General features: G+C 48.6%; 22 protein-coding genes. 16 read left to right on the forward strand and 6 right to left on the reverse strand.

From position 1 onward, the window contains the following. Positions 1-203 precede the first annotated feature (203 nt). From ACSTTG_RS15285 to envZ, 4 genes are all read left to right on the forward strand, one after another. Complete coding sequence (locus tag ACSTTG_RS15285) at positions 204-2096, forward strand: putative ATP-dependent zinc protease (RefSeq protein WP_438475420.1); 1893 nt, start codon at positions 204-206, stop codon at positions 2094-2096. Between the two features lie 88 nt (positions 2097-2184). Then, positions 2185-2670, forward strand: coding sequence for a transcription elongation factor GreB (greB, locus tag ACSTTG_RS15290; protein WP_438459797.1), 486 nt, complete (start codon positions 2185-2187; stop codon positions 2668-2670). A 158-nt stretch (positions 2671-2828) separates the two neighbouring features. Continuing rightward, positions 2829-3548: an osmolarity response regulator transcription factor OmpR gene (gene ompR / locus ACSTTG_RS15295; RefSeq protein WP_438459798.1), complete on the forward strand. Its 720-nt coding sequence runs from the start codon at positions 2829-2831 to the stop codon at positions 3546-3548. Between the two features lie 76 nt (positions 3549-3624). Then, positions 3625-4923, forward strand: a complete 1299-nt coding sequence (gene envZ / locus ACSTTG_RS15300; RefSeq protein WP_438475421.1) for a two-component system sensor histidine kinase EnvZ — start codon at positions 3625-3627, stop codon at positions 4921-4923. A 215-nt stretch (positions 4924-5138) separates the two neighbouring features. Here envZ and recG read toward each other — a convergent pair whose 3' ends face one another. Further along, positions 5139-7217: an ATP-dependent DNA helicase RecG gene (recG, locus tag ACSTTG_RS15305; protein WP_438475422.1), complete on the reverse strand. Its 2079-nt coding sequence runs from the start codon at positions 7215-7217 to the stop codon at positions 5139-5141. A gap of 425 nt (positions 7218-7642) precedes the next feature. Between recG and rpmB the strand changes: the two genes are divergently transcribed. The 4 genes from rpmB (at position 7643) to ACSTTG_RS15325 (ending at position 10133) form a co-directional block, all read left to right on the forward strand. Continuing rightward, positions 7643-7879, forward strand: coding sequence for a 50S ribosomal protein L28 (gene rpmB, locus ACSTTG_RS15310; RefSeq protein WP_004728407.1), 237 nt, complete (start codon positions 7643-7645; stop codon positions 7877-7879). Positions 7880-7892: 13 nt separating this feature from the next. Next, positions 7893-8060: a 50S ribosomal protein L33 gene (rpmG, locus tag ACSTTG_RS15315; protein ID WP_002535344.1), complete on the forward strand. Its 168-nt coding sequence runs from the start codon at positions 7893-7895 to the stop codon at positions 8058-8060. 405 nt (positions 8061-8465) lie between these two features. Then, complete coding sequence (locus tag ACSTTG_RS15320) at positions 8466-9305, forward strand: BUD32 family EKC/KEOPS complex subunit (protein ID WP_438475423.1); 840 nt, start codon at positions 8466-8468, stop codon at positions 9303-9305. A 252-nt stretch (positions 9306-9557) separates the two neighbouring features. Then, complete coding sequence (locus ACSTTG_RS15325; protein ID WP_438475424.1) at positions 9558-10133, forward strand: YrbL family protein; 576 nt, start codon at positions 9558-9560, stop codon at positions 10131-10133. Positions 10134-10267: 134 nt separating this feature from the next. Here the strand turns inward: ACSTTG_RS15325 and coaD are convergent, their stop codons facing one another. From coaD to ACSTTG_RS15345, 4 genes are read right to left on the reverse strand one after another with little or no spacing between them, the layout of a single operon-like run. Then, positions 10268-10747 carry a pantetheine-phosphate adenylyltransferase gene (gene coaD, locus ACSTTG_RS15330; protein WP_438475425.1) on the reverse strand — a complete coding sequence of 160 codons (480 nt, stop codon included), beginning with the start codon at positions 10745-10747 and terminating at the stop codon, positions 10268-10270. After that, positions 10747-11775, reverse strand: a complete 1029-nt coding sequence (locus tag ACSTTG_RS15335; RefSeq protein ID WP_438475426.1) for a glycosyltransferase family 4 protein — start codon at positions 11773-11775, stop codon at positions 10747-10749. The genes coaD and ACSTTG_RS15335 overlap by 1 nt, the downstream gene beginning before the upstream one ends. Beyond that, positions 11775-12560: a glycosyltransferase family 2 protein gene (locus ACSTTG_RS15340; RefSeq protein ID WP_438475427.1), complete on the reverse strand. Its 786-nt coding sequence runs from the start codon at positions 12558-12560 to the stop codon at positions 11775-11777. Before ACSTTG_RS15340 ends, ACSTTG_RS15335 begins: the two co-directional genes overlap by 1 nt. A gap of 33 nt (positions 12561-12593) precedes the next feature. Then, positions 12594-13649, reverse strand: a complete 1056-nt coding sequence (locus ACSTTG_RS15345) for a glycosyltransferase family 9 protein (RefSeq protein ID WP_438475521.1) — start codon at positions 13647-13649, stop codon at positions 12594-12596. Positions 13650-13746: 97 nt separating this feature from the next. On the opposite strand from ACSTTG_RS15345, the gene ACSTTG_RS15350 reads away from it, so the two are divergent. From ACSTTG_RS15350 to ACSTTG_RS15370, 5 genes are all read left to right on the forward strand, one after another. Next, complete coding sequence (locus ACSTTG_RS15350; RefSeq protein WP_438475428.1) at positions 13747-14448, forward strand: 3-deoxy-D-manno-octulosonic acid kinase; 702 nt, start codon at positions 13747-13749, stop codon at positions 14446-14448. After that, a complete protein-coding gene (locus ACSTTG_RS15355) occupies positions 14448-15581 on the forward strand; it encodes a glycosyltransferase family 4 protein (RefSeq protein WP_438475429.1) in 1134 nt (377 codons plus the stop codon). Before ACSTTG_RS15350 ends, ACSTTG_RS15355 begins: the two co-directional genes overlap by 1 nt. 224 nt (positions 15582-15805) lie before the next feature. Continuing rightward, positions 15806-16303, forward strand: a complete 498-nt coding sequence (locus ACSTTG_RS15360; protein WP_438475430.1) for a hypothetical protein — start codon at positions 15806-15808, stop codon at positions 16301-16303. 23 nt (positions 16304-16326) lie between these two features. Further along, a complete protein-coding gene (gene mutM / locus ACSTTG_RS15365) occupies positions 16327-17139 on the forward strand; it encodes a bifunctional DNA-formamidopyrimidine glycosylase/DNA-(apurinic or apyrimidinic site) lyase (protein ID WP_438475431.1) in 813 nt (270 codons plus the stop codon). A gap of 117 nt (positions 17140-17256) precedes the next feature. After that, positions 17257-18261 (forward strand): NAD-dependent epimerase, encoded by a 1005-nt coding sequence (locus ACSTTG_RS15370; protein WP_438475432.1) that lies wholly within the window; start codon positions 17257-17259, stop codon positions 18259-18261. Between the two features lie 111 nt (positions 18262-18372). Here ACSTTG_RS15370 and ACSTTG_RS15375 read toward each other — a convergent pair whose 3' ends face one another. Next, complete coding sequence (locus ACSTTG_RS15375; protein ID WP_438475433.1) at positions 18373-19356, reverse strand: glycosyl transferase family 90; 984 nt, start codon at positions 19354-19356, stop codon at positions 18373-18375. Positions 19357-19816: 460 nt separating this feature from the next. Between ACSTTG_RS15375 and rfbB the strand changes: the two genes are divergently transcribed. From rfbB to rfbD, 3 genes are read left to right on the forward strand one after another with little or no spacing between them, the layout of a single operon-like run. Next, positions 19817-20887, forward strand: coding sequence for a dTDP-glucose 4,6-dehydratase (gene rfbB / locus ACSTTG_RS15380; protein WP_438475434.1), 1071 nt, complete (start codon positions 19817-19819; stop codon positions 20885-20887). Beyond that, positions 20888-21769 carry a glucose-1-phosphate thymidylyltransferase RfbA gene (gene rfbA, locus ACSTTG_RS15385; protein WP_438475435.1) on the forward strand — a complete coding sequence of 294 codons (882 nt, stop codon included), beginning with the start codon at positions 20888-20890 and terminating at the stop codon, positions 21767-21769. It abuts the gene before it with no gap. Further along, the gene (gene rfbD / locus ACSTTG_RS15390; RefSeq protein WP_438475436.1) at positions 21762-22646 is read left to right on the forward strand and encodes a dTDP-4-dehydrorhamnose reductase; all 885 of its coding nucleotides are present in this window, start codon (positions 21762-21764) and stop codon (positions 22644-22646) included. Before rfbA ends, rfbD begins: the two co-directional genes overlap by 8 nt. The last annotated feature ends 24 nt before the right edge of the window (positions 22647-22670 follow it).

Here is a 22670-nt window from a genome sequence, read left to right on the forward strand (position 1 = left end):
TCAAATGTCTTTGAAATGGATGGCCATGTCTGCAGTCATTTTCCTTGATATAAGTCAGTATATTGGCTCTGAATCTGCATATTGAGGTCACTTGGGTATAAGATTTAAATGATGTCGCACGTCATTTCTGGGACAATCTACCCATTATGTGACGAGTCCGGCTGACAGTGTTCAGCCAGTGCCATAACTCACGGACTATAAAAATGAGAAAAAAAGCACTTACCCTTACAGCGAGCCTGGCTTTGATTTTAGCTACCCCTGTCACCGCGCAGTCAAACAGCACTTTTCAAGCGACCACCCAGCACCCGGCTTTTGAGCTTGATGGTCTGCCGGTTCTTGGTGGGATTGAAAACGTCTACTACGACCAGATCCCAGAGTTGGAGGGAGTGGCCTTTACCGGCAAGATTGACACCGGCGCTGATACCACCTCGATGCATGCATTGGATGTGGAGATTTACAGCAACAACCCTAAATACCAAGACCTCAAAAACGAAGAACTGTTGATGCAGATTGTTGAGGATCTCGGCGGGGTGAAAACCATGACCTGGCGAACCGGTTTTGCCGAGCATGCTGAGAGAGTCGCTGGCGTTGTGTCGTTTGTGATCCCACATCCCTATACGGGTGAATTAGTACGTGTTGAGCGCCCACTGCACAGACCGAGTGTGGTGCGCAGCCGTACCAGCGAGCAGCCGATCTATCGCCCAGTAATAGAGCTGCCACTGACCATCGCGGGCACGACAGTGATGACAGAAATCAATCTTACCGACCGAGCCCATTTCTCGGCGCCGATCCTGATTGGTAAGACCTTCCTTAAGGAAAACGCCTGGGTATTTACCGGCTACGATTTTCTCCAAGCTCAATCGGATGCGCAGTTGATCGGTAAGCGTGAGGTGGTCAGCGTCGAGGGTCTGGATTACACCACCAGTTTATCGCTGGCCAATCGCTACAGTATCTTCCATGCCACTGATATCGAAGTGGATGAGAAAAAACGCCAGGTGAGCTTTGTCTTGCATGGCAATGATAAATCCACCAAAGCCATGACCTTGCCGTTGGTGCGCACCGCACGTATCTCAGGTAATGAGCGCCCATTGGTGTATCTACCGGTCGAATTTGGTCACCTTGGAACCAAGATGGTGCTCGGCTACCCGGCCGATCGCAGCAAGAGTAGCTCCACCTTGCGCCTTGGTCATGAGATCCTCAATCAATGGTTTATGATCGATACCGACCGCAACCAGTGGCTCGATGGAGAAGGCATGAGCTACCAAGCGACACTAGCAGAGAAACCGCTGGTGCTCTCTCCGGTCGAGCAGGTGGAAATCGATGGCATTCCGCTGCCTGCGGAGCCCTCGTTTGTGGTTCAGACCTCGCTGCTGCGCGTGAGTGAGTTTGAGCTTGAGAAGAAGGGCAAGAGCGAGTTCGCGACCTTTACCCTGACTGACCAGCGCGGTGAGCCGGTGCGGATCACCAAACCCGTTGAGCGTAAGGTGCGCGTTGGCGAGACAGTGCGCCCAATCATCCGAGCAGAGCTAACACTTGGCAAGAGTACTGAGAGTTATGAGATTGCACTTGGAGAGCTGTCAGGGGATGAAACGCAAGCTCACTTCGTTTTAGGCCAAACTTTGGCACAGGGCGAGCTGCTGGTGGACACGCGTACCGAGTACATTCTTGATAGCTACCCGTTATTCAAGGCCGGGTACGTCGAACAAGTGACGGTTGAAGGGCTCACCTTTCCCGCCAAGTTAGATACGGGGGCAGACGTGACCTCGATTAACGCCACCAACATCGAGCAGTTTGAGCGCGATGGCCAACAGATGGTCAGTTTTACCTACAGTAACAGCCTAGGACAAGAGCAAGACTTTACCCTTGAGGTGGTCGATGTGATGCGCATTCGAGCTAAAGCGGGGGAGGAGACCAATATTCGCCCGGTGGTGAAGATGAACATCAAACTCGGTGAGGTGGAGCAGCAAGTGCGGGTGAACCTGCAAGATCGCTCACGTTTTGAGTACAGCATGATTTTGGGTAAGAACTTCCTCAAGTATGGTGCGGTAGTCAGCAGCGATGAGCAGTATCTGTATACTGATAATCCAAACCCTTAATTCAGACAGCCAAGCCTGTTAGCCAAGTGGCGGCACACGATGGTGCCGCCCAAAAAGTAAGCCAGCCCATAGCTGTGAAAAAACGCCTGTGAAAACAAAACTAATTACCCGCGAGGGATACAATAAGCTCAAGCAAGAGCATGATCATCTTTGGCACGAGAAGCGCCCCGAGGTGACCAAAATCGTCACCTGGGCAGCCAGCCTTGGCGATCGCAGTGAGAATGCCGATTACACCTTCAATAAACGCCTGTTGCGCCAGATTGATCGCCGAGTGCGTTTCCTGCGCAAGTTCCTCCCCGAGGTCACCATTGTTGATTACTCTCCGCAGCAGGAGGGCAAGGTCTTCTTTGGCGCTTGGGTTGAGATTGAGAACGAGCAGGGCGATGTGAAGCGCTTTCGTATTGTCGGCCCTGAAGAGATCTACGGCGACTCAAAAGGCTACATCTCCATCGACTCTCCCATGGCGAGAGCACTGCTGAAAAAAGAGGTCGATGATGAGTTTGTGGTCCACACCCCAGAAGGGCCGAAAGAGTGGTTTGTGAATGCCATCGAGTACGATAAATCGGGGCTTTAGGCCAATTTGCTCTGCCGATTTGTATAAGAAATACTCATTAACAATTAACCACAGCGCCTTAGCGCGAAAAGTGTTACATTTTAGCGATAATAACTGCCTCCGATTGACGCCACCAAGGGACAGTCGGTGAGTAATAACCTATTTAGTAGGATGGTTTCATGCAAGAAAACTTCAAGATTCTAGTGGTCGATGACGATGCGCGTTTGCGTGCGTTGCTCGAGCGCTACCTAACGGAGCAAGGCTTCCAAGTACGCAGTGTGGCAAACAGTGAGCAGATGGACCGTCTTTTAACGCGAGAAAGCTTTAACCTGATGGTGCTGGATCTGATGCTGCCAGGTGAAGACGGCTTGTCGATTTGTCGTCGCTTGCGTAATGCCAACAACACGCTGCCAATCCTGATGCTGACCGCCAAGGGCGATGAGGTTGACCGTATTGTTGGTCTTGAGGTTGGCGCGGATGATTATCTGCCAAAACCGTTTAACCCACGCGAGCTTCTAGCGCGCATCAAAGCAGTACTGCGCCGACAAAACGTCGAAGCGCCGGGCGCACCAAGCTCTGCAGAAGCCGTGGTGGAGTTTGGCGAGTTTCGCCTAAACCTTGGCACGCGTGAGATGTTCCGCGGCGAGGAGCCAATGCCACTGACTTCTGGTGAGTTTGCGGTGCTGAAAGCTTTGGTGACTAACGCACGTGAGCCTATGTCGCGCGATAAGCTGATGAACATGGCACGTGGTCGCGAATACTCGGCGATGGAGCGCTCGATTGACGTACAGATCTCGCGTCTGCGTCGCATGCTTGAGGTTGACCCAAGTAAGCCGCGCTACATTCAAACGGTATGGGGCCTAGGCTACGTCTTTGTCCCAGACGGCAAAGCGGTATAAACTGCAAAGGAATTGACGATAGGCGCTCATAGGGGCGCCTTTTTTGCACATTAGGGATCACAACTTAGGGACTATTATGCGTTTTCGCAGCTCAATTACTCAGTCGATTATCCTGTTTCTGACCATCTTGATCGCCAGTCAGCTCTACTCGTACTACGCGGTTTTCAACTATGCGTTGCTGCCAAGCCTTGGCCAGTTTAATAAACTGCTTGGCTATGAAATCCAATTGATGATTGGCAATCAGCACAGTCTGGACCTTGATCAACCAGAGCGCCGCCAGGTACTTGAAGAGCTTGGTGTGACGCTACACACCTCAGACAGTGAAATCGGTCAGCGCTACTTGGATGCGATGAGCATTGATCTAATGAGCGAGGACATGAGTAGCGAGCTTGGTCATCCAACCGAGGTACGTTTGAGCTTAGGTGAAGACAGCTATGTACTGTGGATGGCGATTGAGGCGCTGCCCAATTCGGTGATCCGTATCCCGCTGACTGAGTTGCAAGAAGAGGATTTTACCCCACTGTTTTACAACAGCGTGTTTATGGCACTGGTGTTGGTGCTGTGTGGCTGGTTGTTTATTCGCTTACAAAACCGTCCGTTGCTTGCCCTGGAAAAGGCGGCCAAAAAAGTCGGACGCGGTGAGATCCCACAACCACTGCCAGAGCGTGGCTCGACAGAAATCCGCTCAGTTACGCATGCCTTTAACCAGATGTCGAAAGGCATCCAAGAGCTTGAAGAAGACCGTACCTTGCTGATGGCGGGGATCAGCCATGATATCCGCACCCCACTCACGCGCATTCGCTTGGCAACCGAGATGATGTCGCCAGAAGACAGTTATCTAGCCGAGGGAATCATCAGCGACACCGAAGAGTGTAATGAGATCATCAGTCAGTTCATGGACTATCTTAAGCCCGTTAAGAGCGATCAGTTTGTGGCGGTGGATATTAACGATGTTGTTGAAGAGGTTGCTTCTGCTGAGTATGGCCCGGATGTTGAGATTGAGGCTCTGCTCAGTGATGAGGTGATGCACGCCAAAGGCAGTCACATTGCCATCAAACGCGCTGTCGCCAACCTCGTCGTCAACGCGACCCGCTACGGCAACGGCTGGATAAAAATCTCCACCGGCATGACTGCAGACACCAAGCTAGTCTCCATCACCGTCGAAGACAACGGCCCCGGCATCGCCGACGACCAAATCAGCAAGCTCTTCGAACCCTTCACCCGCGGAGACACCGCCCGCGGCAGCGAAGGCACCGGCCTAGGCCTAGCCATCGTCAAACGCATCGTCAGCCAACACTCCGGCGCGATCGTCGTCAACAACCGCCGCGAGGGTGGGTTGAAGGCGCAGATTAGTTTCCCAACTATCAAAAGATAGGGGCGAGGAGCGGGTTTCGGGCTAAAGCCCTCCGAGGTGCGAGGGGTGTGCGCTGTAATAGCAACGCCCCTAAAGGTACACTGCGTTCCGAGGAGCGGGTTTCGGGCTAAAGCCCTCCGAGATGCGAGGGGCGTGCGCTGTAACACCAACGCCCACAAAACACCTCGCTCCCCGCAGCGCAGCGTCCCCGAACCTCGCCCCCCTAAAGCGGAGCGCTAGGCTTTGGCATAATGATCCCTCTCCCCCAACCACCGATCAATAATCGCCTTAGCATTGTCAGGGTAGTTATCGTGTACATAGCGCGATAAGCGTTGGACTTCGGGGATTAGGCGTTGGTCGCGGACTAGGTCGGCGATCTTGAAGTCGGCTAGGCCGGTTTGTTTGGTGCCTAGGAGTTCGCCGGGGCCGCGGATTTCTAAATCGCGCTGGGCGATGACGAAGCCGTCGTTGCTATCTCTGAGTACGCCTAAGCGCTTCTGAGCGGTTTTAGATAGTGGCGAGTGGTACAGCAGCACGCAGTGGCTGGCGACCGAGCCACGGCCGACACGGCCGCGTAACTGGTGTAGTTGAGCCAGGCCTAGGCGTTCTGGGTTTTCGATGATCATCAGGCTGGAGTTGGGCACATCCACGCCGACCTCAATCACCGTTGTGGCAACAAGTAGGTGGAGCTTATTGTCTTTAAAATCCTGCATCACGGCTTGTTTTTCAGCGGGTTTCATGCGGCCGTGTACTAGACCGATTTTTACCTCTGGCAGTTTACGACTCAACTCTTGGGCGATCTCCTCGGCCGCTTGCGCTTCCAGCACCTCAGACTCATCGATTAGGGTACATACCCAATAAGCCTGTTTACCCTCATTAAGACAGGCGCTTTTGACGCGCTCAATGATCTCATCACGCTTGGTATCCGGGATTGCCACGGTTTTGATTGGCGTGCGCCCGGGTGGCAACTCATCGATGACCGAGGTATCTAGATCTGCATAAGCCGTCATGGCAAGGGTGCGCGGGATTGGGGTGGCGGTCATGATCAGCTGATGGGGGAAAACGCCTTGCTGCTCTCCCTTAGCTCGCAGTTCAAGGCGCTGGTGGACGCCGAAGCGGTGCTGCTCATCGATAATCACCAGAGCAAGTTTCTTAAATTCCACCTGCTGCTGAAACAGAGCATGAGTGCCTACCACCATTTGTGCTTCGCCGGACGCGATCTGTTCAAGTTGCTTGTCACGCGCTTTGCCTTTGAGTTTGCCCGCTAGCCAGCCAACCTTGATACCCATTGAATCAAACCAATTGGCAAAATTGACCGCGTGCTGTTCAGCTAAAAGCTCGGTTGGCGCCATCAGTGCCACTTGATGGCCATGCTCGATAGCGCGAACCGCAGCAAGCGCGGCAACGAGGGTCTTACCCGAACCCACATCGCCTTGAACGAGACGCATCATAGGATGAGGCTTGGAGAGATCAGCTTCGATCTCACTAACTACTCGCTGCTGTGCCCCGGTAGGAGAAAAAGGCAGTAAATCGAGCAACTGTTGTTTAAGATTGTTTGTCTCACCTAGCGGCAATGCCGCATCCTTGTGCCCCTGTGAGCGCACAGATAGCATCGAGAGGTTCTGTGCCATCAACTCTTCCAGGATCAAGCGCAGCTGCGCAGGATGGCGCCCCTCATCGAATTGCTGCATATCAAGATTCGGTGGCGGGCGATGGATGGTGTGCAGTGCTTGCGCTAGGGTTATCTGGTGATCATACAGACCGGCTGGCAGCAGCTCTTGCACCGCACTGCCTTCGAGCAGCTTAATCGCCTGGTCGGTGAGATTGCGCAGCGTCACTTGCCTTAAGCCATCAGTGGTGGGGTAGACCGGGGTCAGCGATTGTTCGAGTTGCTCTGGGCGATCACTGGTGTGCAGCTTATAATCTGGGTGGATGATCTCCAGCCCCATATTACCGCGCTTAAACTCACCATAGGCGACCACGGTTTTGCCTTGGCTGAAGTTGTTCTTCATCGCTGCGGTGAAATTAAAGAAGCGCAGCGTCACGCTGCCATTACCGTCACTGATCTTTACCGTGAGCATTTTCTTGCGGCCAAAGATGGTGTCGGTACTCATCACTTGACCCTTTACACAGCCCCACAGGCCAGGGTGAATGCGCGCCATTGGGTAGATTCGAGTGCGATCTTCATAACGCAGCGGCAGATGAAAGAGTAAATCTTGAACGGTGTTGAGACCAATCTTGGTTAATTTTTCAGCCACCTTCGCTCCCACACCAGTGAGGGAGGTCAGCGGGATAGCAGACAATAGCTGAGACATAGCAACTCGAAATTGTATAAAGATTAGAAATAGTTAATCATTTAACTGTGAATTTGTACAGTTTAGGCAAAAATTTGCGCATTATGTGACAATTTCTAAGCCTTACCAGACTTGGATTTAGTCTAATTTCAGCACCTTGGAGGAAAATCATGATTTTTAGTTGTTCAAGGGACGAAATCTGCTACAATCCTCCGACAATTTTTAACCTAATTTCAGCTCTGCTCAAAAAAAGATCACGAAAACCTGCAAAAAGGATCTGTTCGGTCTTGAGCAATGCTAGTCAAGTTAGTATAATGCGCGACCTTTGATAGCCTTGTATGGATTTTCCATAACGGTTTTTACCTCTAACTTCTGGTTCAATTAGAAATGGAGAGGTTCGGCCACCAAGGTTGATATCGAGCTGAAACGATTTGGAGAAGACATTCATGTCCCGAGTATGCCAAGTAACTGGTAAGCGTCCAGTAACGGGTAACAACCGTTCACACGCACGAAATGCTACTAAGCGTCGTTTTCTGCCGAACCTACAAACTCATCGTTTCTGGGTAGAGAGCGAAAAACGTTTTGTTAAACTACGTCTAACTGCTAAAGGCATGCGTATTATCGACAAGAAAGGCATCGATGCTGTTCTTGTAGACATCCGTGCACGCGGCGAAAACGTTTAAGAGGAATTAGGCAATGGCTAAAGGCATTCGTGAGAAAATCCGTCTAGTATCATCTGCTGGTACTGGTCACTTCTACACAACTGACAAAAACAAGCGTAACATGCCAGGCAAATTTGAGATCAAAAAGTTTGATCCAGTTGTTCGCCAGCACGTTATGTACAAAGAAGCGAAAATCAAGTAATTGATTGCTTTCTTGTAGATTGTGTTAAAACCCAGCTTTCGAGCTGGGTTTTTTATTTGAAAGCAATAAAACACATCTCCTCCAGCCCAAGTGTTTCCCCAAGCAGCAAAAATAGAGCCATAGAATGACGTCAATTGGAACCACCCCCAATCGCGTTAACAATTGCTTACATTCATAAACTTGTCTCTATCAATCATAGAGTTAATATTCACCGCTCAGTTTCTAGCCAAGTAGGATCGGTCAGACCTGAAGACGATAAGTCACCTAACAGAATAAGGTGCAATAGTAAGAGCGCTGCAAATTGTAATGCGTGATACGCCTCATGATGAGGATGAAGACATGGACGTAATTTGGCCCGCTCAATTGTGAGTGATATGTCTCCACCTGTTTCAGTGAGGTATGGTTATGAAGCAGACCCCAATCACATCAGAGCAATACCAGGCTCTGGTGGCAAACACACAGCAGCTCAAGCGTAAATTTGTTCGTTTGAACGATCAAAATCAAGTTATCAAGATCCACAAACCGCGTCGTCTGACCTCTTCTGCTCGGATTTTTCCGCTAGCGAAGCGATTTGTGAAAGGGGTTGAGCGCCTTGAGTCTAAAGGCTTTCGCGCACCGAATATCGTTGGTTTTTATCGTCAACCAGAGCTTCGTTATGATGTCTTGGTGTATGATCTTGCTCAAGGCGAGACAGTGTGGGACAAAATGCAGAGTGGTGATAACAGCCACTTGCCTCAAATGGCACAACTTCTTGCTCAGTTACACACGGCTGGCGTGTTTTTCGGAGACTTCCATTTTGATAATGTTGTTGAGAATCAAGGTCAATATACGCTGATCGATATTGATTCCGTGCGAACGTCCGTACGCCCGCTGACGATGTACCAGCGAGCGCGAAACTTGATGCACCTGATCCACAAAAAAGAGAGCTTTTCTCTCCTTGAGGCATATGGTCAGCGTCGTTTCATTGAGGAATATATGCGTAGTTGCCGCTTGAGTGGTTTGCAGGCGTACATGTTCTATCGTTTTGTGCAGCGCCGTTGGAAAGGGCCATTAGGCCATGAGTTGACGCAATATTTTGTAGATAGTATTTCCAGCTTGCATGAGTTGATCGCTCAAGACATCAAAGTATTAACGAAAAAAGTGATCTTCCAACCTGGGAACATCTATGTTGAAGGTATGGGGCCGTCAGAACAAGCTGGAGATGAGGCTGAGAGTCACATAGTGACATCGTCCTCCCAAGTCTGATCTTTAAATTGGCTGTGCATGATGTAAACGTCGTTTTAGTGGTTAAAATATTGAAAAATTAAGACTTTGGTTGAACCTGTCACTACCCATCTTCATACTCTACGAGGGGCGGCAGCAATTTAGCTGATGGGTTGTTGGATGGTACTACCAACAAACATCGATGCCCTGTTAGAGCAGAAAATATATGGTTGTATTGACTGGTGGGAACTACCGACCATCCATATCAATTATCAAATAGAGAGTAACTAAGGTTTGACTGATTTTCTAAAATGGCCAGTGGTTGGTTCTGGCAATGAACGTGTTTGCTATCGTAATCCTGAACAGCCATCAAGGTGTGTGAAAGTCAGCCACCTAAAACAGTCCAAGCAAACTCGTCGCGAAATCAACTATTATCAATATCTTGCCAAGCGCCGAGTGTCTTTTGCGCATATTCCCAGGTTTTTCCGTAAGGTTGAGCAGGGGCAGTATATCGGTATGGAGATGGAGTTTATTTGCAATGAAGATGGCTCTCGTTGTGCAAGCCTACGCGAATACCTTAATCGCCCACTCAATGCCGCTGAGGTAGAGCGCCTAGAGAGCTCATTAACGCAGTTCAAACACTACCTGATCGACAACAATATCATTCCCTGTGACTTTAGCTTAAGCAACCTTATTGTTATGGAGCTTGGGCAGGAACAACTGAAAATTATGATGATTGATGGTCTCGGTAGTACGGAACTTATACCGCTGAGCATTTATATTCGCTCGATTGGGCGAAGAAAAATCGAGAGAAAGTGGCAGCGTTTTATCAGCCAACGTGTTGAGCCACTGATTGATAGAAGTCAATAACCTAGTGGTTGCTTGGTTGGCATAGTCCGACCTAAATATCTGGGAGCGTTAAGTGGCGACGTGCAACAGGCGTCGTGCAACAGGCGTCGTGCAACAGGCGTCGTGCAACAGGCGTCGTGCAGCTCCCAGTCAGATTAACCTTTCACTTTTTCTGCCATCGCATGGTTAACGCATTCAGGAACAAACTGCGCAACATCGCCGCCATGGATTGCAACCTCACGCACTATGGTTGATGAAAGAAACGCGTATTCATCCGCAGGGGTTAAAAACACACTCTCCATATCTGGCACCAGCTTGCGGTACATGCTGGTGAGACCAAATTCATATTCAAAGTCAACTGTGGTTCGCAGCCCGCGGATCAGAATGTTCGCCTGCTGAGCCTTAGCAAAGTCGACTAAAAGCCCAGAGAACCCCGCGGTGGAGACATTCTCCAGCTCAGCTGTGGCAGCGCGGACTAACTCCACTCGCTCTTCCAGACTAAACAAGGTCTTTTTCGACGGGCTCTCTGCAACACCGATAACGATCTCATCGAACATGTCGGCGGCGCGACGAATAATATCAAGGTGCCCATTAGTGATGGGGTCAAAGGTGCCAGGGTAAATTACTTTCTTCATCAGATCATGCTCTGGTATATGTCACGGTACTGCTGAGCCGTGTAGTGAATATCAAATCGTTCAAGTGTCTTTTTGCTTTGCGCAATATATCTCTCACGACGGGGGCCATCTTGAGCTAAATCTTGAATTGCGCTCGCGAGTTGCTCTGGACTGCCAGGGGGCAGTAATACACCATTGCAATCATGCTCAATGATGTCTGGGATCCCGCCAGTATCGGTTGCAATCACTGGTAGCCCTGCTCCCATACCCTCGAGGATAACCGAGCCTAAGCCTTCGGTATAAGACGGGTGAATTTGTAGATCCGCCGCTGCGAACCAGTCCCCCATGTTGGACTGTTTACCTTCAAAGCTGATATTGGCTAACCCAGCCGCTTGAGCCTCGAGATCAGCACGCTCCTTGCCGTCCCCAAGCAGACAAATATGAATATTGGTATTTTGCTCTGCGAGCAATCGAGCTGCGTTAATCGTGATATCAAACCCCTTATGTTTAACCATATTGGCAGCATGAATCACAATAAACTTATCCTTAAAGCGCTGCTTAAGAGCAGAAACGGTGTTCTGGTCAGTAGGGTAGCTGACCGGTGAGCTAGGAATACAATGGGCAGTAACCGTTGGATAGGCCTCTTCAATCCGGCGAACAATCTCCGAGCTAAGACCAACAACCGCAGATGCCTTGTTATAGGCGAGGTTCGCAAGCCATTTTCGTTTCAGTCGGTTATCGATGCGGCGCGTGACAAGGTATGGCAAGCCATACAGCAGGTGTTGTATCAGTGCCCAGTAGATAGCCCGTCCCTCATGCACGTGGATCAAAGCACAATCTTGAGTGATTTGCTTTGAGTGGGATTGAGTAAAGTGGGTGGCTAGAACCAAGTTCACACCGAGCTGGCGCACGGCATCGGCAAACGGGCTTTTGGGATTAACAACCACGGTCAGATCATAGCCAAGACTCACCTGCTGCTTGATAAGCGCTAGGGTTTGATTCTCGCCACCATGATAGCCAGAAGCTAAATTGACATGACAGATCTTCATTATTGCTGCTTATCCTGGTTGTTTTTAACGTAGTCACGAAGCCACAAATCAGCATAACGGGTGAAAGTGGTGTTGGCACTGAGGATCGCCAGCATCAAACCATGTCGGCCATCGAGGAAACCGCGCTTAAGCACATACATCTTAAAGAAACGGAAAAAACCGTGCAGAATGGCCCCAGCGAGTGAGGACTTTTTCTTACCTTCGCGCTGATCGGCCCAAGACTGCATGTATAGCTGGGTTTTGCGGGTATATTCGCTCAAACGCTCAAAGGTAAAGTGCTTGAGGCGCCCGTCCAGCGACATCACTTGATAGCCTTCTGGAACCACCACGCTCTCATGGACCAGCGCATCGTTGTACTGGGTGTCGCGTGTTTGATACAAGCGCACAACCCAGTCTGGTGACCAGCCAGAGTGGTTGATCTCTTTGGCAAAGGCCGTGGTTAAGCGATTGATGCGATAGACACATTTGCCTTGATGATGACTGATTGCGCCAAGGATAGCTTGCTTTAGCTCTGGCGTAACTCGCTCATCGGCATCAAGCCACAGGATGAAATCTGACTCGACATAGCTCTGAGCAAGCTGACGCTGCTTACCGAATCCCGGCCACTCGCTGTTGGTGTAGAACTTATCGGTAAACTCTCGAGCAATCTGCTCAGTGGCATCACTGCTACCAGAGTCAAGGATCACGATTTCATCCACCCAGCCTTGGACTGTTTCTAAACAGGCTTTGAGGTGTTTGGCTTCGTTTTTGACGATCAGTGCCACGGCTAACGTTGGTTTAGGCAAGGGATTTTCCTTTTTATTAATTTTCCAAGAATTTTAGTTGGCGCTTGGGTAGAAGTCCTCTACCAGCTTATCAAACACTTCAATCACAGCCTGCGGTTGGATGCGTTGCATAGCCTGTTTGTCTTTCACGCGCGTGCGCCAATCGAGCTGAGAGCTGTGCTTACCCGTTTCGGCGAGTAAAGCCTCTTCATAAACCGACACAACATAATCAAGGTAGTGATAGGGGCCAACGCGCAGCGGGTTATGATGGGCATAAAGACCGATAACTGGTGTCTGCATTGCGTTCGCCATGTGAGTTGGCCCGGTGTCTGGCGCGATAACGACCTGAGCTTTATCGATCAGGGCAAGCATTTGCATTAGCGAGCTTTCACCAACCAGGTTTAGACAAGGCTGGTCGAGCTTGGCCTGAATATCATCAGCAAGGTCTCGCTCTACTTGGGCAGGGCTGCCAGCAAGAACCACATTCCAACCGCACTGTCGCGCATGCTCGATCACTTCAGCATACCCCTCGGCTGACCAGTTCTTGTAAGCTTTACTTGCAGCAGGGACTAAAACTAGGTTTGGCTTTTGCGGATCCAGTTGCTGCTGAGCCCAGTTAAGGTCGTGCTCAGAGTAGGTGAGAGACCAGTTCAGCGTGTCAGCCTTAACACCTAAGGTATGAGCAAAGGCCATCAGGCCATCGGCAACGTGCATCGATGTTGGCGAGGGTACTTTAGTATTAGAAAATAAGGTTTGTAGATCTTGGCTGCGCGCCGCGTCAAAGCCGAGTCGATATCTTGCTTTGATACCCAAGGTCGCCACACTAGCGCGAATCGCGTATTGCATGTGCAAAAGGGCATCAAATTCGCGACCACGGAGTTGTCGCCAAAGCTGGCGATAGCCCTGCCAACCCGCCTTCTTATCTAAAACGATGACCTCGACACCCTCAATCGCCTCGAGAAGCTTGGCTTCCAACTTGCCAGTGATCCAAGTGATCTGTGTGTTGGGCCACTGATTCTGAATAGCCTGGACAGTAGCGATAGTATTGCAAACATCACCAATCGCAGACAGGCGAAGAATACATAGGGAGCGAGGAGCAGAATGGAACAACGGCATGGAGTAAACTCTACAATCTTGATTAATAAGAATTATGCAGTTGCACCCAAGAAATGTAAAATACCATCACTTAATCCCGCGAGTAGAGTTGATGCAAACACGGAAATTTGGTGATCAGGTCGTCTGGTTCGACCCACTATTAATTGATGAGGTGCATATCAAGCGTGCGTTTGATATCGATTACTGGCAAGCACAGGATAAAGTCATTGGCAGCGCCAGTGGCCGAGGCACGACTTGGTTTATTGAACTTGATACCATTCAGGTGGCGCTGCGCCACTATCGACGGGGTGGTCTGTTTGGCAAACTGGTCAAAGACAGCTACTGGTATCACGGTGAAGCTAAAACGCGTTCACGACAAGAATTCGAATTACTCAAGGTGCTCAAAGCGGCCTGCGTCAACGTGCCAAGGCCAGTCGCGGCGCGGGTAGTGAAAAGTGGACTGACTTACAAAGCTGACCTACTGAGTGAGAAAATTGCCAATGCTCAAGATCTCGTCTCCGTTCTCGGTAAACAAAGCCTGTCCAAGGCGGTTTATCACAAGATTGCTGTAGAAATTGAAAAAATGCATGCTGCCCAGGTTAATCACACTGACCTTAATATTCATAACATCTTGATCGATGAGGATGAGAAGGTGTGGATCATCGATTTTGATAAATGCCATCAACAAAGTGGTGACGATTGGAAGCAGGCCAACTGGCAGCGCTTAAAGCGATCATTTGAGAAAGAAATTCGCAAGCAAAGCATCATGGCAAATCAAGACTACCAAGTACTATTTGAAAATAAGGGATTGTAATGAAAATTGCGCTGGTTCACATGCGTCATGCCCATACTGGTGGCACCGAACTGTTCTTAAACAACTTATCACGCTATCTGGCAGAGAAGGGCGAAGACGTCACTATTATCTGTCGCAGCCACGTTGAGCCCTCTCATCCCAACATCAAGTTTGTAGTATTGAGCCCGTTTAGTATTGGTAAAGCGCATCGCATGTGGGCGTTTGCTTCTGCGGTCGAGAAGCATGTTGCCAGTCAGGACTACGACTTTGTTTACGCACTGGGCAAAACCTGGTCGCATGACATGCTGCGCATTGGCGGTGGCACTCACTACCATTTCCTTAAAGCAACTCAGAAAAAGGGCAATCGCCTCAAGGATCGAATTGCTCTAAAGATTGAGAGCCGAGCGATGGCAAAAGGCGCGTACAAGCACATCGTCGCCAACTCGCATAAAAGTGCCCACGAGATACACGAGGCTTACTCTGTCCCACAAGATGAGATTTCGGTGATCCACAATTTCGTGGATACCCACAGGTTCGATAGCAGCCGCTATCAAACTGAAATTGCTAACTTAAAGGAGCAGCTAGGGCTAGACTTTGCAAAGCCGACATTTTTGTTCTTAGGGACAGGCTACGAGCGTAAAGGGCTGCGCTTTGCGATCTCGGCACTGAGCAAATTGGATATCGATTACAACTTTATCGTGGCAGGACGCGAAAGTAATCAAAAAGAGTTTGAGGACTTTGCCCGTCAACAAGGCATCTTTGACAAGTGCTTGTTCCTTGGTGAGAGGAAGGACCCAGAGATTCTGTTTTCTCTGGCAGACTGTTATGTCCTGCCAACGCGTTATGAACCTTTTGGTTTTACCGCGATTGAGGCGATTGCGTGCGGCACACCTGTGATCACCACAGAGCAGTGTGGTGCAAAAGAGGTCCTAAACGACCAAGTCTCCTCGATTCTGGCCAAACCTGAAGATCTAGAGACATTCGCGACAGAACTCGCGCGCTGGGCAAAAGCCAAAGGCGACACAGTAATCAGAGAGCAATGCCGAAAAACCGCCATGCTCCTCGACATCGAATACATCATGGACCTCAACTACAAAAAAATACTCGAAATCGCCCAACTGAAATCATCTCAGAAAACAGAAGCGATTGAGTAAATAATCCTTCTTGCTTTTTTAGCTTCAATAGAAGGCCAACGAGGCCCAGCAATGCGCTGGGCTCAAACCTTATGTGGATTCAGTCACGGTAAGTGATGTATCACTCGACCCCCGCAGGACAAAGTCCGTCCCCGTCCCTCGCCCCTGTATTAATCTCGCTTCTTATCCAGATTTCCCGTAGAGTTAACGTCATCGTTCGAATGCACACATTCAAGGAGAGCGCCATGAGAGTTCGGTCGACACAGCGTCAGCGGCGTTGGAACAATTACCTGATCCTCGGCATTATTGCGTTTATCGTCTTGCTCAATGGACCCAGGCTGATCCAATCGTATCTACTTGATGAGACTCAGTCTGATACTGAAATATTGTCGAGTCATCCCAGACTTCTTGATCCGAGCCAAGTGATTGAAGCGCTATACTTCAAGCATGCCGAATTCCAGATGGTGAATGGTGAATGGCAATCCAACCTGAACCTTTCTAAACAAGCCCTCTCTGAGCTGATGGAGCGTTGGCGAATGCTAGAGGGAACCTTAGTTAAACCAGAGTTGTTTGAAACGATGAAAGGGGCGCTGGGTAAGCCAGAGACGATAGAAGTATGGTTTGCCGGTATCGAGGAGCCACAAAGGATCACGGTATATCAGGGCGAGCAGTTTTGGCTGATGCAAAACTGGCAACAGCAGTGGATCGCCATCTCGTTTGATTTAGATTATCTCATTCCCTAGTCACAACCTTACGTGAGGACGTTATGCCAGAATTACCAGAAGTTGAAGTGAGTCGTCTCGGTATTACTCCTCACCTGCAAGGTCAAACCATTGCCTGTTTTACCTTTCGAGCTCCCAAGTTGCGTTGGGATATTCCTCAGCAGCAGCTTAAGCAATTGGAGGGCGAGGTGATTTGTCGGATCTCTCGCCGCGCGAAATACCTTATGTTGGAGACCAGTAAAGGTACCATTATTATTCATCTTGGTATGTCGGGCTCATTACGAGTCTTGGATGGAGAGTTCCCAGCCGGAAAACATGACCACGTCGATTTACGCTTAACGAATGGCAAGGTATTGCGCTATAACGACCCAAGGCGGTTTGGTGCTTGGCTGTGGACGCCTGTGGGGGAGGAGCATCAAGCTCTCACTCATCTAGGACCGGAACCACTGATAGAGGCGTTCAATGCCAGTTATATTGCCGAGCGGGCGAAGAGCAAACGTGTGGTCGTTAAGCAGTTTATAATGGACAACAAAGTTGTGGTCGGGGTAGGGAATATTTATGCCAATGAAGCCCTATTTAAGGCCAAGATCAGTCCTCTGCGTCCTGCGGGTAAGCTAACACTGACCGAATGGCGGCGGCTAGTCGATGAAATTAAAGCAACGCTGACTATTGCTATCAAGCAAGGCGGTACGACACTAAATGACTTTGCCCAACCAGATGGCAAGCCAGGATACTTTGCGCAAGAGCTGTTGGTTTATGGTAAGGGCGGAGAACCATGTCCAAGCTGTGCGAATACGCTTATTGAGCAAAAGATTGGACAACGAAACTCATTTTACTGCCCTAGCTGCCAGGTTTAGTTTCCTCCTATGTAAGCCTTCTTATACTATCCGGTTAAGATATTGTACAATTTACCAATTAGGCTGGTGAGATGCCGCAGTGGCTGATGGCCGCGCGTAGACAAATTGGTAAGTAATATGAAGTATTTAGTAACTGGAGCCGCAGGCTTTATTGGCGCTGCTGTCGTAGAAAGACTCTGTGAAGCGGGTCATCTGGTCATCGGTATTGATAACCTTAACGACTATTACGATGTAAAGTTAAAATATGACCGTTTAGCACGCATCAAGCATGATAACTTTCGCTTCATAGAGCTTGATCTTGCAGACCGCGAAGGGGTTGCAACACTGTTTGACACAGAGCGTTTCGATCGCGTGATCCATTTGGCGGCTCAGGCGGGGGTTCGTTACTCTATCGACAATCCACTAGTCTACTCAGACAGCAATCTTCTTGGCCATCTGACCATACTTGAAGGGTGTCGTAATACAAAAGTTAAGCACCTAGTTTATGCCTCTTCAAGTTCCGTTTACGGCCTCAATCAAAAGATGCCGTTCTCAACATCGGACAGTGTCGATCATCCGGTTTCACTCTATGCTGCAACCAAGAAATCAAATGAACTGATGTCGCACACTTACTCCCATCTGTACGGAGTACCGACCACTGGCTTGCGCTTCTTCACCGTTTACGGCCCTTGGGGCCGCCCAGACATGGCGCTGTTTAAGTTTACCAAGGCCGTGTTGAGTGGTGAGTCGATCGATATCTACAACAACGGCGATATGCAGCGCGACTTTACTTATATCGATGATATTGTTGAGGGAATTATTCGCATTCAGGATGTTATTCCACAGCCAAACAGTGACTGGAGCGTAGAGCAAGGCTCTCCTGCAACCAGCTCAGCACCTTATCGAGTGTACAATATTGGCCATGGTCATCCGGTGAAGTTGATGGATTTTGTCACCGCAATAGAGCAAGCAACAGGGATTGAAGCACTCAAAAACTTCAAGCCGATGCAGCCAGGTGATGTCTACGCGACCTATGCAGAAACACAAGACTTATTTGAGGCGATTGATTACAAGCCTCAAGTCTCAGTCAGTCACGGCGTGCAGAGTTTTGTCAATTGGTATCGTGATTATTACGGACAATAGCGGATACGCCAAATAGCGAGCTTTGCTAACAGGGCTACTCTGGTAGTCCTATTAGCCTGGTGGGTCAATGCAAGACAGCCATGCCTCGAGCCTGGCTGAAAGCGACAGATGTTATTGGCTAGGGGAAGGCGTATGTCGCCAACCTGTTCGACCTGAACTCATCTCGTTCAAGCGTTGATTTGAAAAATACTTCTCGGCAACAAGGTACGAGATAAGTCGCTCTCTTTTCTGATCTTTAAACTGCTCAACCCAAAGGTGTGCATTGTGAATAATCTGCTCTGCAGCTTCGGTATGGGTGGTGTAGTAATCGACTTTTTCGATTAAATCAGAGTAATCATCCTTAACCTCGACATAGTGCACACCGGCTTTGAGCCTACCTTCCATAAACCAAGTCTCAAACTTGGGCTTGGACATGATCACCAGTGAGTTGGATGACATCGCCCATTTCAAATTCGTCGCCACATCGTTGCCTTCAATCGCCAAGATAAACTTATATTTAAGCTGCTCTTCAATTGAAAGAAAGCCTTTTTCTAAGGGTGTACCTTCTTTTGGTTTAGTTCTACCGATATTGCATTTTGGGTGGTTATAAAACTGCTCCAGGACGACTTTCCGATGTGGTTTCTTTCCAAGCCCGCGCCATACCACCATATTTTTCTTATCCTTGAAGGGGAGAGTATCGTTTACAAAGTGGAAATGACGCACCTCATTCAGTTTTAACAGTACTGAATTGACATTGTCGTCACCCACGGGGCGGCTTTTGAGGAAACTCGGCTGAGGCGGGACATTTCTCACATCACCATTGATGTAACAAAATCGATTGTGCGGTAGATAACCTTTAATCACTTTTCGCAGATCAAAGAAATAGGTTGTTCCACCCGTTTTCCTGAATTGCTGTACCTGAGTTGATTGGGACTCAGTTAGGCGAAATGGATGGTCGACCTTGTTGTAGTAATTGACCCGGTCTTCGATAATGGAGCATGGAGCTTCTTGGTGATACGTGGTGATTAACCTTTGTGCAAGGGCACGATGAATGACTGGTGGGACCAGAAATTTAAGAGATTGACCGAGATAGTAAGCAAATTTTCTTGCGCTCAATTGTTAACCTATTTTCAATAACTAATGGAACCTAGCAAGGCAAGGGTAGGTTTGTTTTTTGTTAGTGTAAAGTCATTTTGTAGCGTTTGTAGATCATTTTTGTGAAAGTTATGTTTACGTTGTGATATGCGCTGGGTTGCAACCTTGTTGAAAAGCAAACAGTCGCTCGAAGAGACGAGTCACTTCATGAAGCTAAGCCATTTTTGTAAAACAGATAAGTAAAAGATATATTAGCTGCAAACTACAGAAGGCACTTTTCTCGAAGCTGCGGTCTCACTTTTATGACGAGTAGCGAGGTGTCCTAAGCCTAATTGGCGACTGAAATTGTAATCGGTTTGTAGCACGTCGACAATACATCTGACGTCAAAATAAGAGAGAAGTAGGGCCGATCAGTTTCGCTCTGCTGGAATGATAAATATTTATTTGCCATTGTAATGGTAAAGATTAGTAAGGTAATAACGTGAAAATATTAGTGACAGGTGGAGCGGGCTTCATCGGAAGTGCGGTCGTTCGGCATATTTTGAACAATACCAATGATAGCATTATCAATGTCGATGCGCTAACTTATGCGGGCAACTTGGAGTCTATCCCAGGTGCTGGTTCATCGAAGCAATACCAATTTGAGCAAGTTGATATTTGCGATTATTCTGCACTAGAAACCGCTATTATGTTACATCGACCTGATGCCATTATGCACTTGGCTGCTGAGTCACATGTCGACCGCTCTATTGATGGACCTGCTGCCTTTATCCAGACCAACTTGGTTGGTACCTTTAATCTTCTGGATATTACGCGCAAATATTGGCTAACCCTAGAGCCTGAGGAAAAGCAGGCGTTTCGCTTCCATCATATTTCCACCGATGAAGTGTATGGCGACCTTGAGGGTACAACAGACTTATTTACTGAAGAAACATCATATGCACCCAGCAGCCCATACTCAGCGAGTAAAGCGGGCTCTGACCATCTTGTGCGAGCGTGGGGAAGAACTTACGGGCTACCGATTATTGTGACCAATTGCTCGAACAACTATGGGCCGTACCATTTCCCTGAAAAGCTCATTCCTCATATGATTCTCAATGCGCTCTCAGGCAAGCCGTTACCCGTTTATGGTGATGGTAATCAGATTCGAGATTGGTTGTATGTTGAAGACCATGCGCGCGCCCTATATAAAGTTGTAACAGAGGGTGAGCCTGGTGAGACTTACAACATCGGCGGACACAACGAAATGAAGAACATCGATGTTGTGAAGACCATTTGCACGCTACTGGAGGAGCTAGCCCCCAATAAGCCTGATGGTATAGAGCATTATCAAGACCTAATCACTTACGTGAAAGATAGGCCAGGTCATGATGTTCGCTATGCAATCGACGCGGGTAAAATCCAAGATCAATTAGGCTGGGTACCAGTGGAGAGCTTTGAATCAGGCATTCGTAAAACCGTCGAATGGTACTTGAGCAATTGTGATTGGTGGCAACGCGTGATGTCTGGCGAGTATCAGCTATCACGTATTGGTCACGGTGAGGGGCAATAGATGAAAGGTATTGTTTTAGCTGGTGGTTCAGGCACACGGCTTTATCCATTGACTAGAGGCACTTCTAAGCAATTGCTACCAGTCTATGATAAACCGATGATCTATTACCCGATCTCAACCTTAATGCTGGCTGGCATTCGACAAATTTTGATCATTACTACCCCTGAGGATAAGGCTGGATTTGAACGTTTGTTGGGGGATGGCTCTGATTTTGGTGTCAGTTTTGAGTATGCTGTTCAGCCCTCTCCTGACGGACTGGCTCAGGCGTTCATCATTGGTGAAGAGTTTATTGGTGACGATTCGGTCTGTTTAGTTCTGGGTGACAACATATTCTATGGTCAATCTTTCTCTCAAACATTACGAAAGGCTGCCAATCAGGAAACAGGCGCAACCGTGTTTGGTTATCAAGTACGCGATCCTGAGCGCTTTGGTGTGGTTGAGTTTGATCAGAATATGAAAGCAGTCTCGATTGAGGAGAAACCTACACAGCCTAAGTCAGAGTATGCAGTGACAGGCTTGTATTTTTATGACAACCGCGTGGTTGACTGGGCGAAGAAAGTCAAGCCGTCTGAACGTGGAGAGCTTGAGATCACTACGTTAAATCAGATGTATCTTGATGATGACTCTCTCAATGTAGAGTTACTTGGGCGTGGTTTCGCGTGGTTAGACTCAGGGACTCACCAGAGCCTTCATCAAGCATCATCATTTGTTCAGACTATTGAACAAGTGCAAGGAATGAAAGTCGCATGTCTTGAAGAAATTGCGTGGAGAAATGGCTGGCTTTCTGATGATGACTTGCTGCGTATTGCAGCTCCAATGATGAAGAACGACTACGGCCAGTATTTAAATCGTTTAGTAACGGACAAGCGCAATCATGATTAAGGTTATTGTCACGGGCTGTCATGGCCAAGTGGGTACTCAGTTAACCAGTAAGTTGATATCTCGTGATGATATTGAACTTGTTACTTTTGACCGTAGCGGGCTCGATATTACTGATGCGAAGCAAGTGGAGTCCATGCTTGATGGTTTGCGGCCCAATGTCATTATTAATGCTGCAGCTTACACCGCCGTCGATAAAGCAGAGCAAGATATTGATGCCTGTTATGCGGTGAATGAAGTAGCGGTGGAGAATCTGGCTCGAGCAGCGCATCGGATAGGGGCATTGATACTCCATATATCCACTGATTATGTATTCGATGGCTTGAGTAGCCATCCATATAGCGAGTTGGATAAAGAGAACCCGCAAAATATTTATGGAGCAAGTAAATGGCAGGGAGAACAAAAACTCTTGGCAATTTGCCCGAATGCGGCCATTTTGAGAACCTCTTGGGTGTTTGGTGAGCAGGGGAATAACTTTGTTAAGACGATGCTCCGATTAGCATCAAGCAGAGAGCAACTAAGTGTCGTCGCCGACCAATTTGGTGGACCCACCTATGCCGGTGATATAGCGAGTGCTTTGATTAAAATGATGGACACCATGCTAGAGACCACGGAAGACTTTTCGGGGGTCTACCACTTTTCAGGACTCCCACATGTTAGTTGGTTTGAATTCTCACAAGAGATTTTTAAGAGGTATGAAGACCTGTCAGGTAAGCGCATCACGGTTAACCCGATTCCATCCGAGATGTATCCAATGCCAGCTAAGCGACCGTCGAACTCCCGCTTAAATTGTCAGAAAATTGAGCAGGTATTCTCGATTAAGCCAAGTCAATGGTTGTTAGCGCTAGATAATATAGAGGCGTATTTACCTTCAGAGTAGTATCGTTAGCAGCTCAAGTTGTCA

It is taken from the genome of Vibrio glycogenivorans (assembly GCF_051660965.1).
In the GTDB taxonomy this organism is placed as follows: Bacteria; Pseudomonadota; Gammaproteobacteria; order Enterobacterales; family Vibrionaceae; genus Vibrio.

Excerpts from the sequence above, each read along its gene's own strand:
- ACSTTG_RS15285 (WP_438475420.1), top strand. The coding sequence starts at position 204 with ATGAGAAAAAAAGCACTTACCCTTACAGCGAGCCTGGCTTTGATTTTA.
- ompR (WP_438459798.1), top strand. The coding sequence starts at position 2,829 with ATGCAAGAAAACTTCAAGATTCTAGTGGTCGATGACGATGCGCGTTTG.
- envZ (WP_438475421.1), top strand. The coding sequence starts at position 3,625 with ATGCGTTTTCGCAGCTCAATTACTCAGTCGATTATCCTGTTTCTGACC.
- recG (WP_438475422.1), bottom strand. The coding sequence starts at position 7,217 with ATGTCTCAGCTATTGTCTGCTATCCCGCTGACCTCCCTCACTGGTGTG.
- rpmB (WP_004728407.1), top strand. The coding sequence starts at position 7,643 with ATGTCCCGAGTATGCCAAGTAACTGGTAAGCGTCCAGTAACGGGTAAC.
- rpmG (WP_002535344.1), top strand. The coding sequence starts at position 7,893 with ATGGCTAAAGGCATTCGTGAGAAAATCCGTCTAGTATCATCTGCTGGT.
- ACSTTG_RS15320 (WP_438475423.1), top strand. The coding sequence starts at position 8,466 with ATGAAGCAGACCCCAATCACATCAGAGCAATACCAGGCTCTGGTGGCA.
- coaD (WP_438475425.1), bottom strand. The coding sequence starts at position 10,747 with ATGAAGAAAGTAATTTACCCTGGCACCTTTGACCCCATCACTAATGGG.
- ACSTTG_RS15335 (WP_438475426.1), bottom strand. The coding sequence starts at position 11,775 with ATGAAGATCTGTCATGTCAATTTAGCTTCTGGCTATCATGGTGGCGAG.
- ACSTTG_RS15350 (WP_438475428.1), top strand. The coding sequence starts at position 13,747 with ATGCAAACACGGAAATTTGGTGATCAGGTCGTCTGGTTCGACCCACTA.
- ACSTTG_RS15355 (WP_438475429.1), top strand. The coding sequence starts at position 14,448 with ATGAAAATTGCGCTGGTTCACATGCGTCATGCCCATACTGGTGGCACC.
- ACSTTG_RS15360 (WP_438475430.1), top strand. The coding sequence starts at position 15,806 with ATGAGAGTTCGGTCGACACAGCGTCAGCGGCGTTGGAACAATTACCTG.
- mutM (WP_438475431.1), top strand. The coding sequence starts at position 16,327 with ATGCCAGAATTACCAGAAGTTGAAGTGAGTCGTCTCGGTATTACTCCT.
- ACSTTG_RS15370 (WP_438475432.1), top strand. The coding sequence starts at position 17,257 with ATGAAGTATTTAGTAACTGGAGCCGCAGGCTTTATTGGCGCTGCTGTC.
- rfbA (WP_438475435.1), top strand. The coding sequence starts at position 20,888 with ATGAAAGGTATTGTTTTAGCTGGTGGTTCAGGCACACGGCTTTATCCA.
- rfbD (WP_438475436.1), top strand. The coding sequence starts at position 21,762 with ATGATTAAGGTTATTGTCACGGGCTGTCATGGCCAAGTGGGTACTCAG.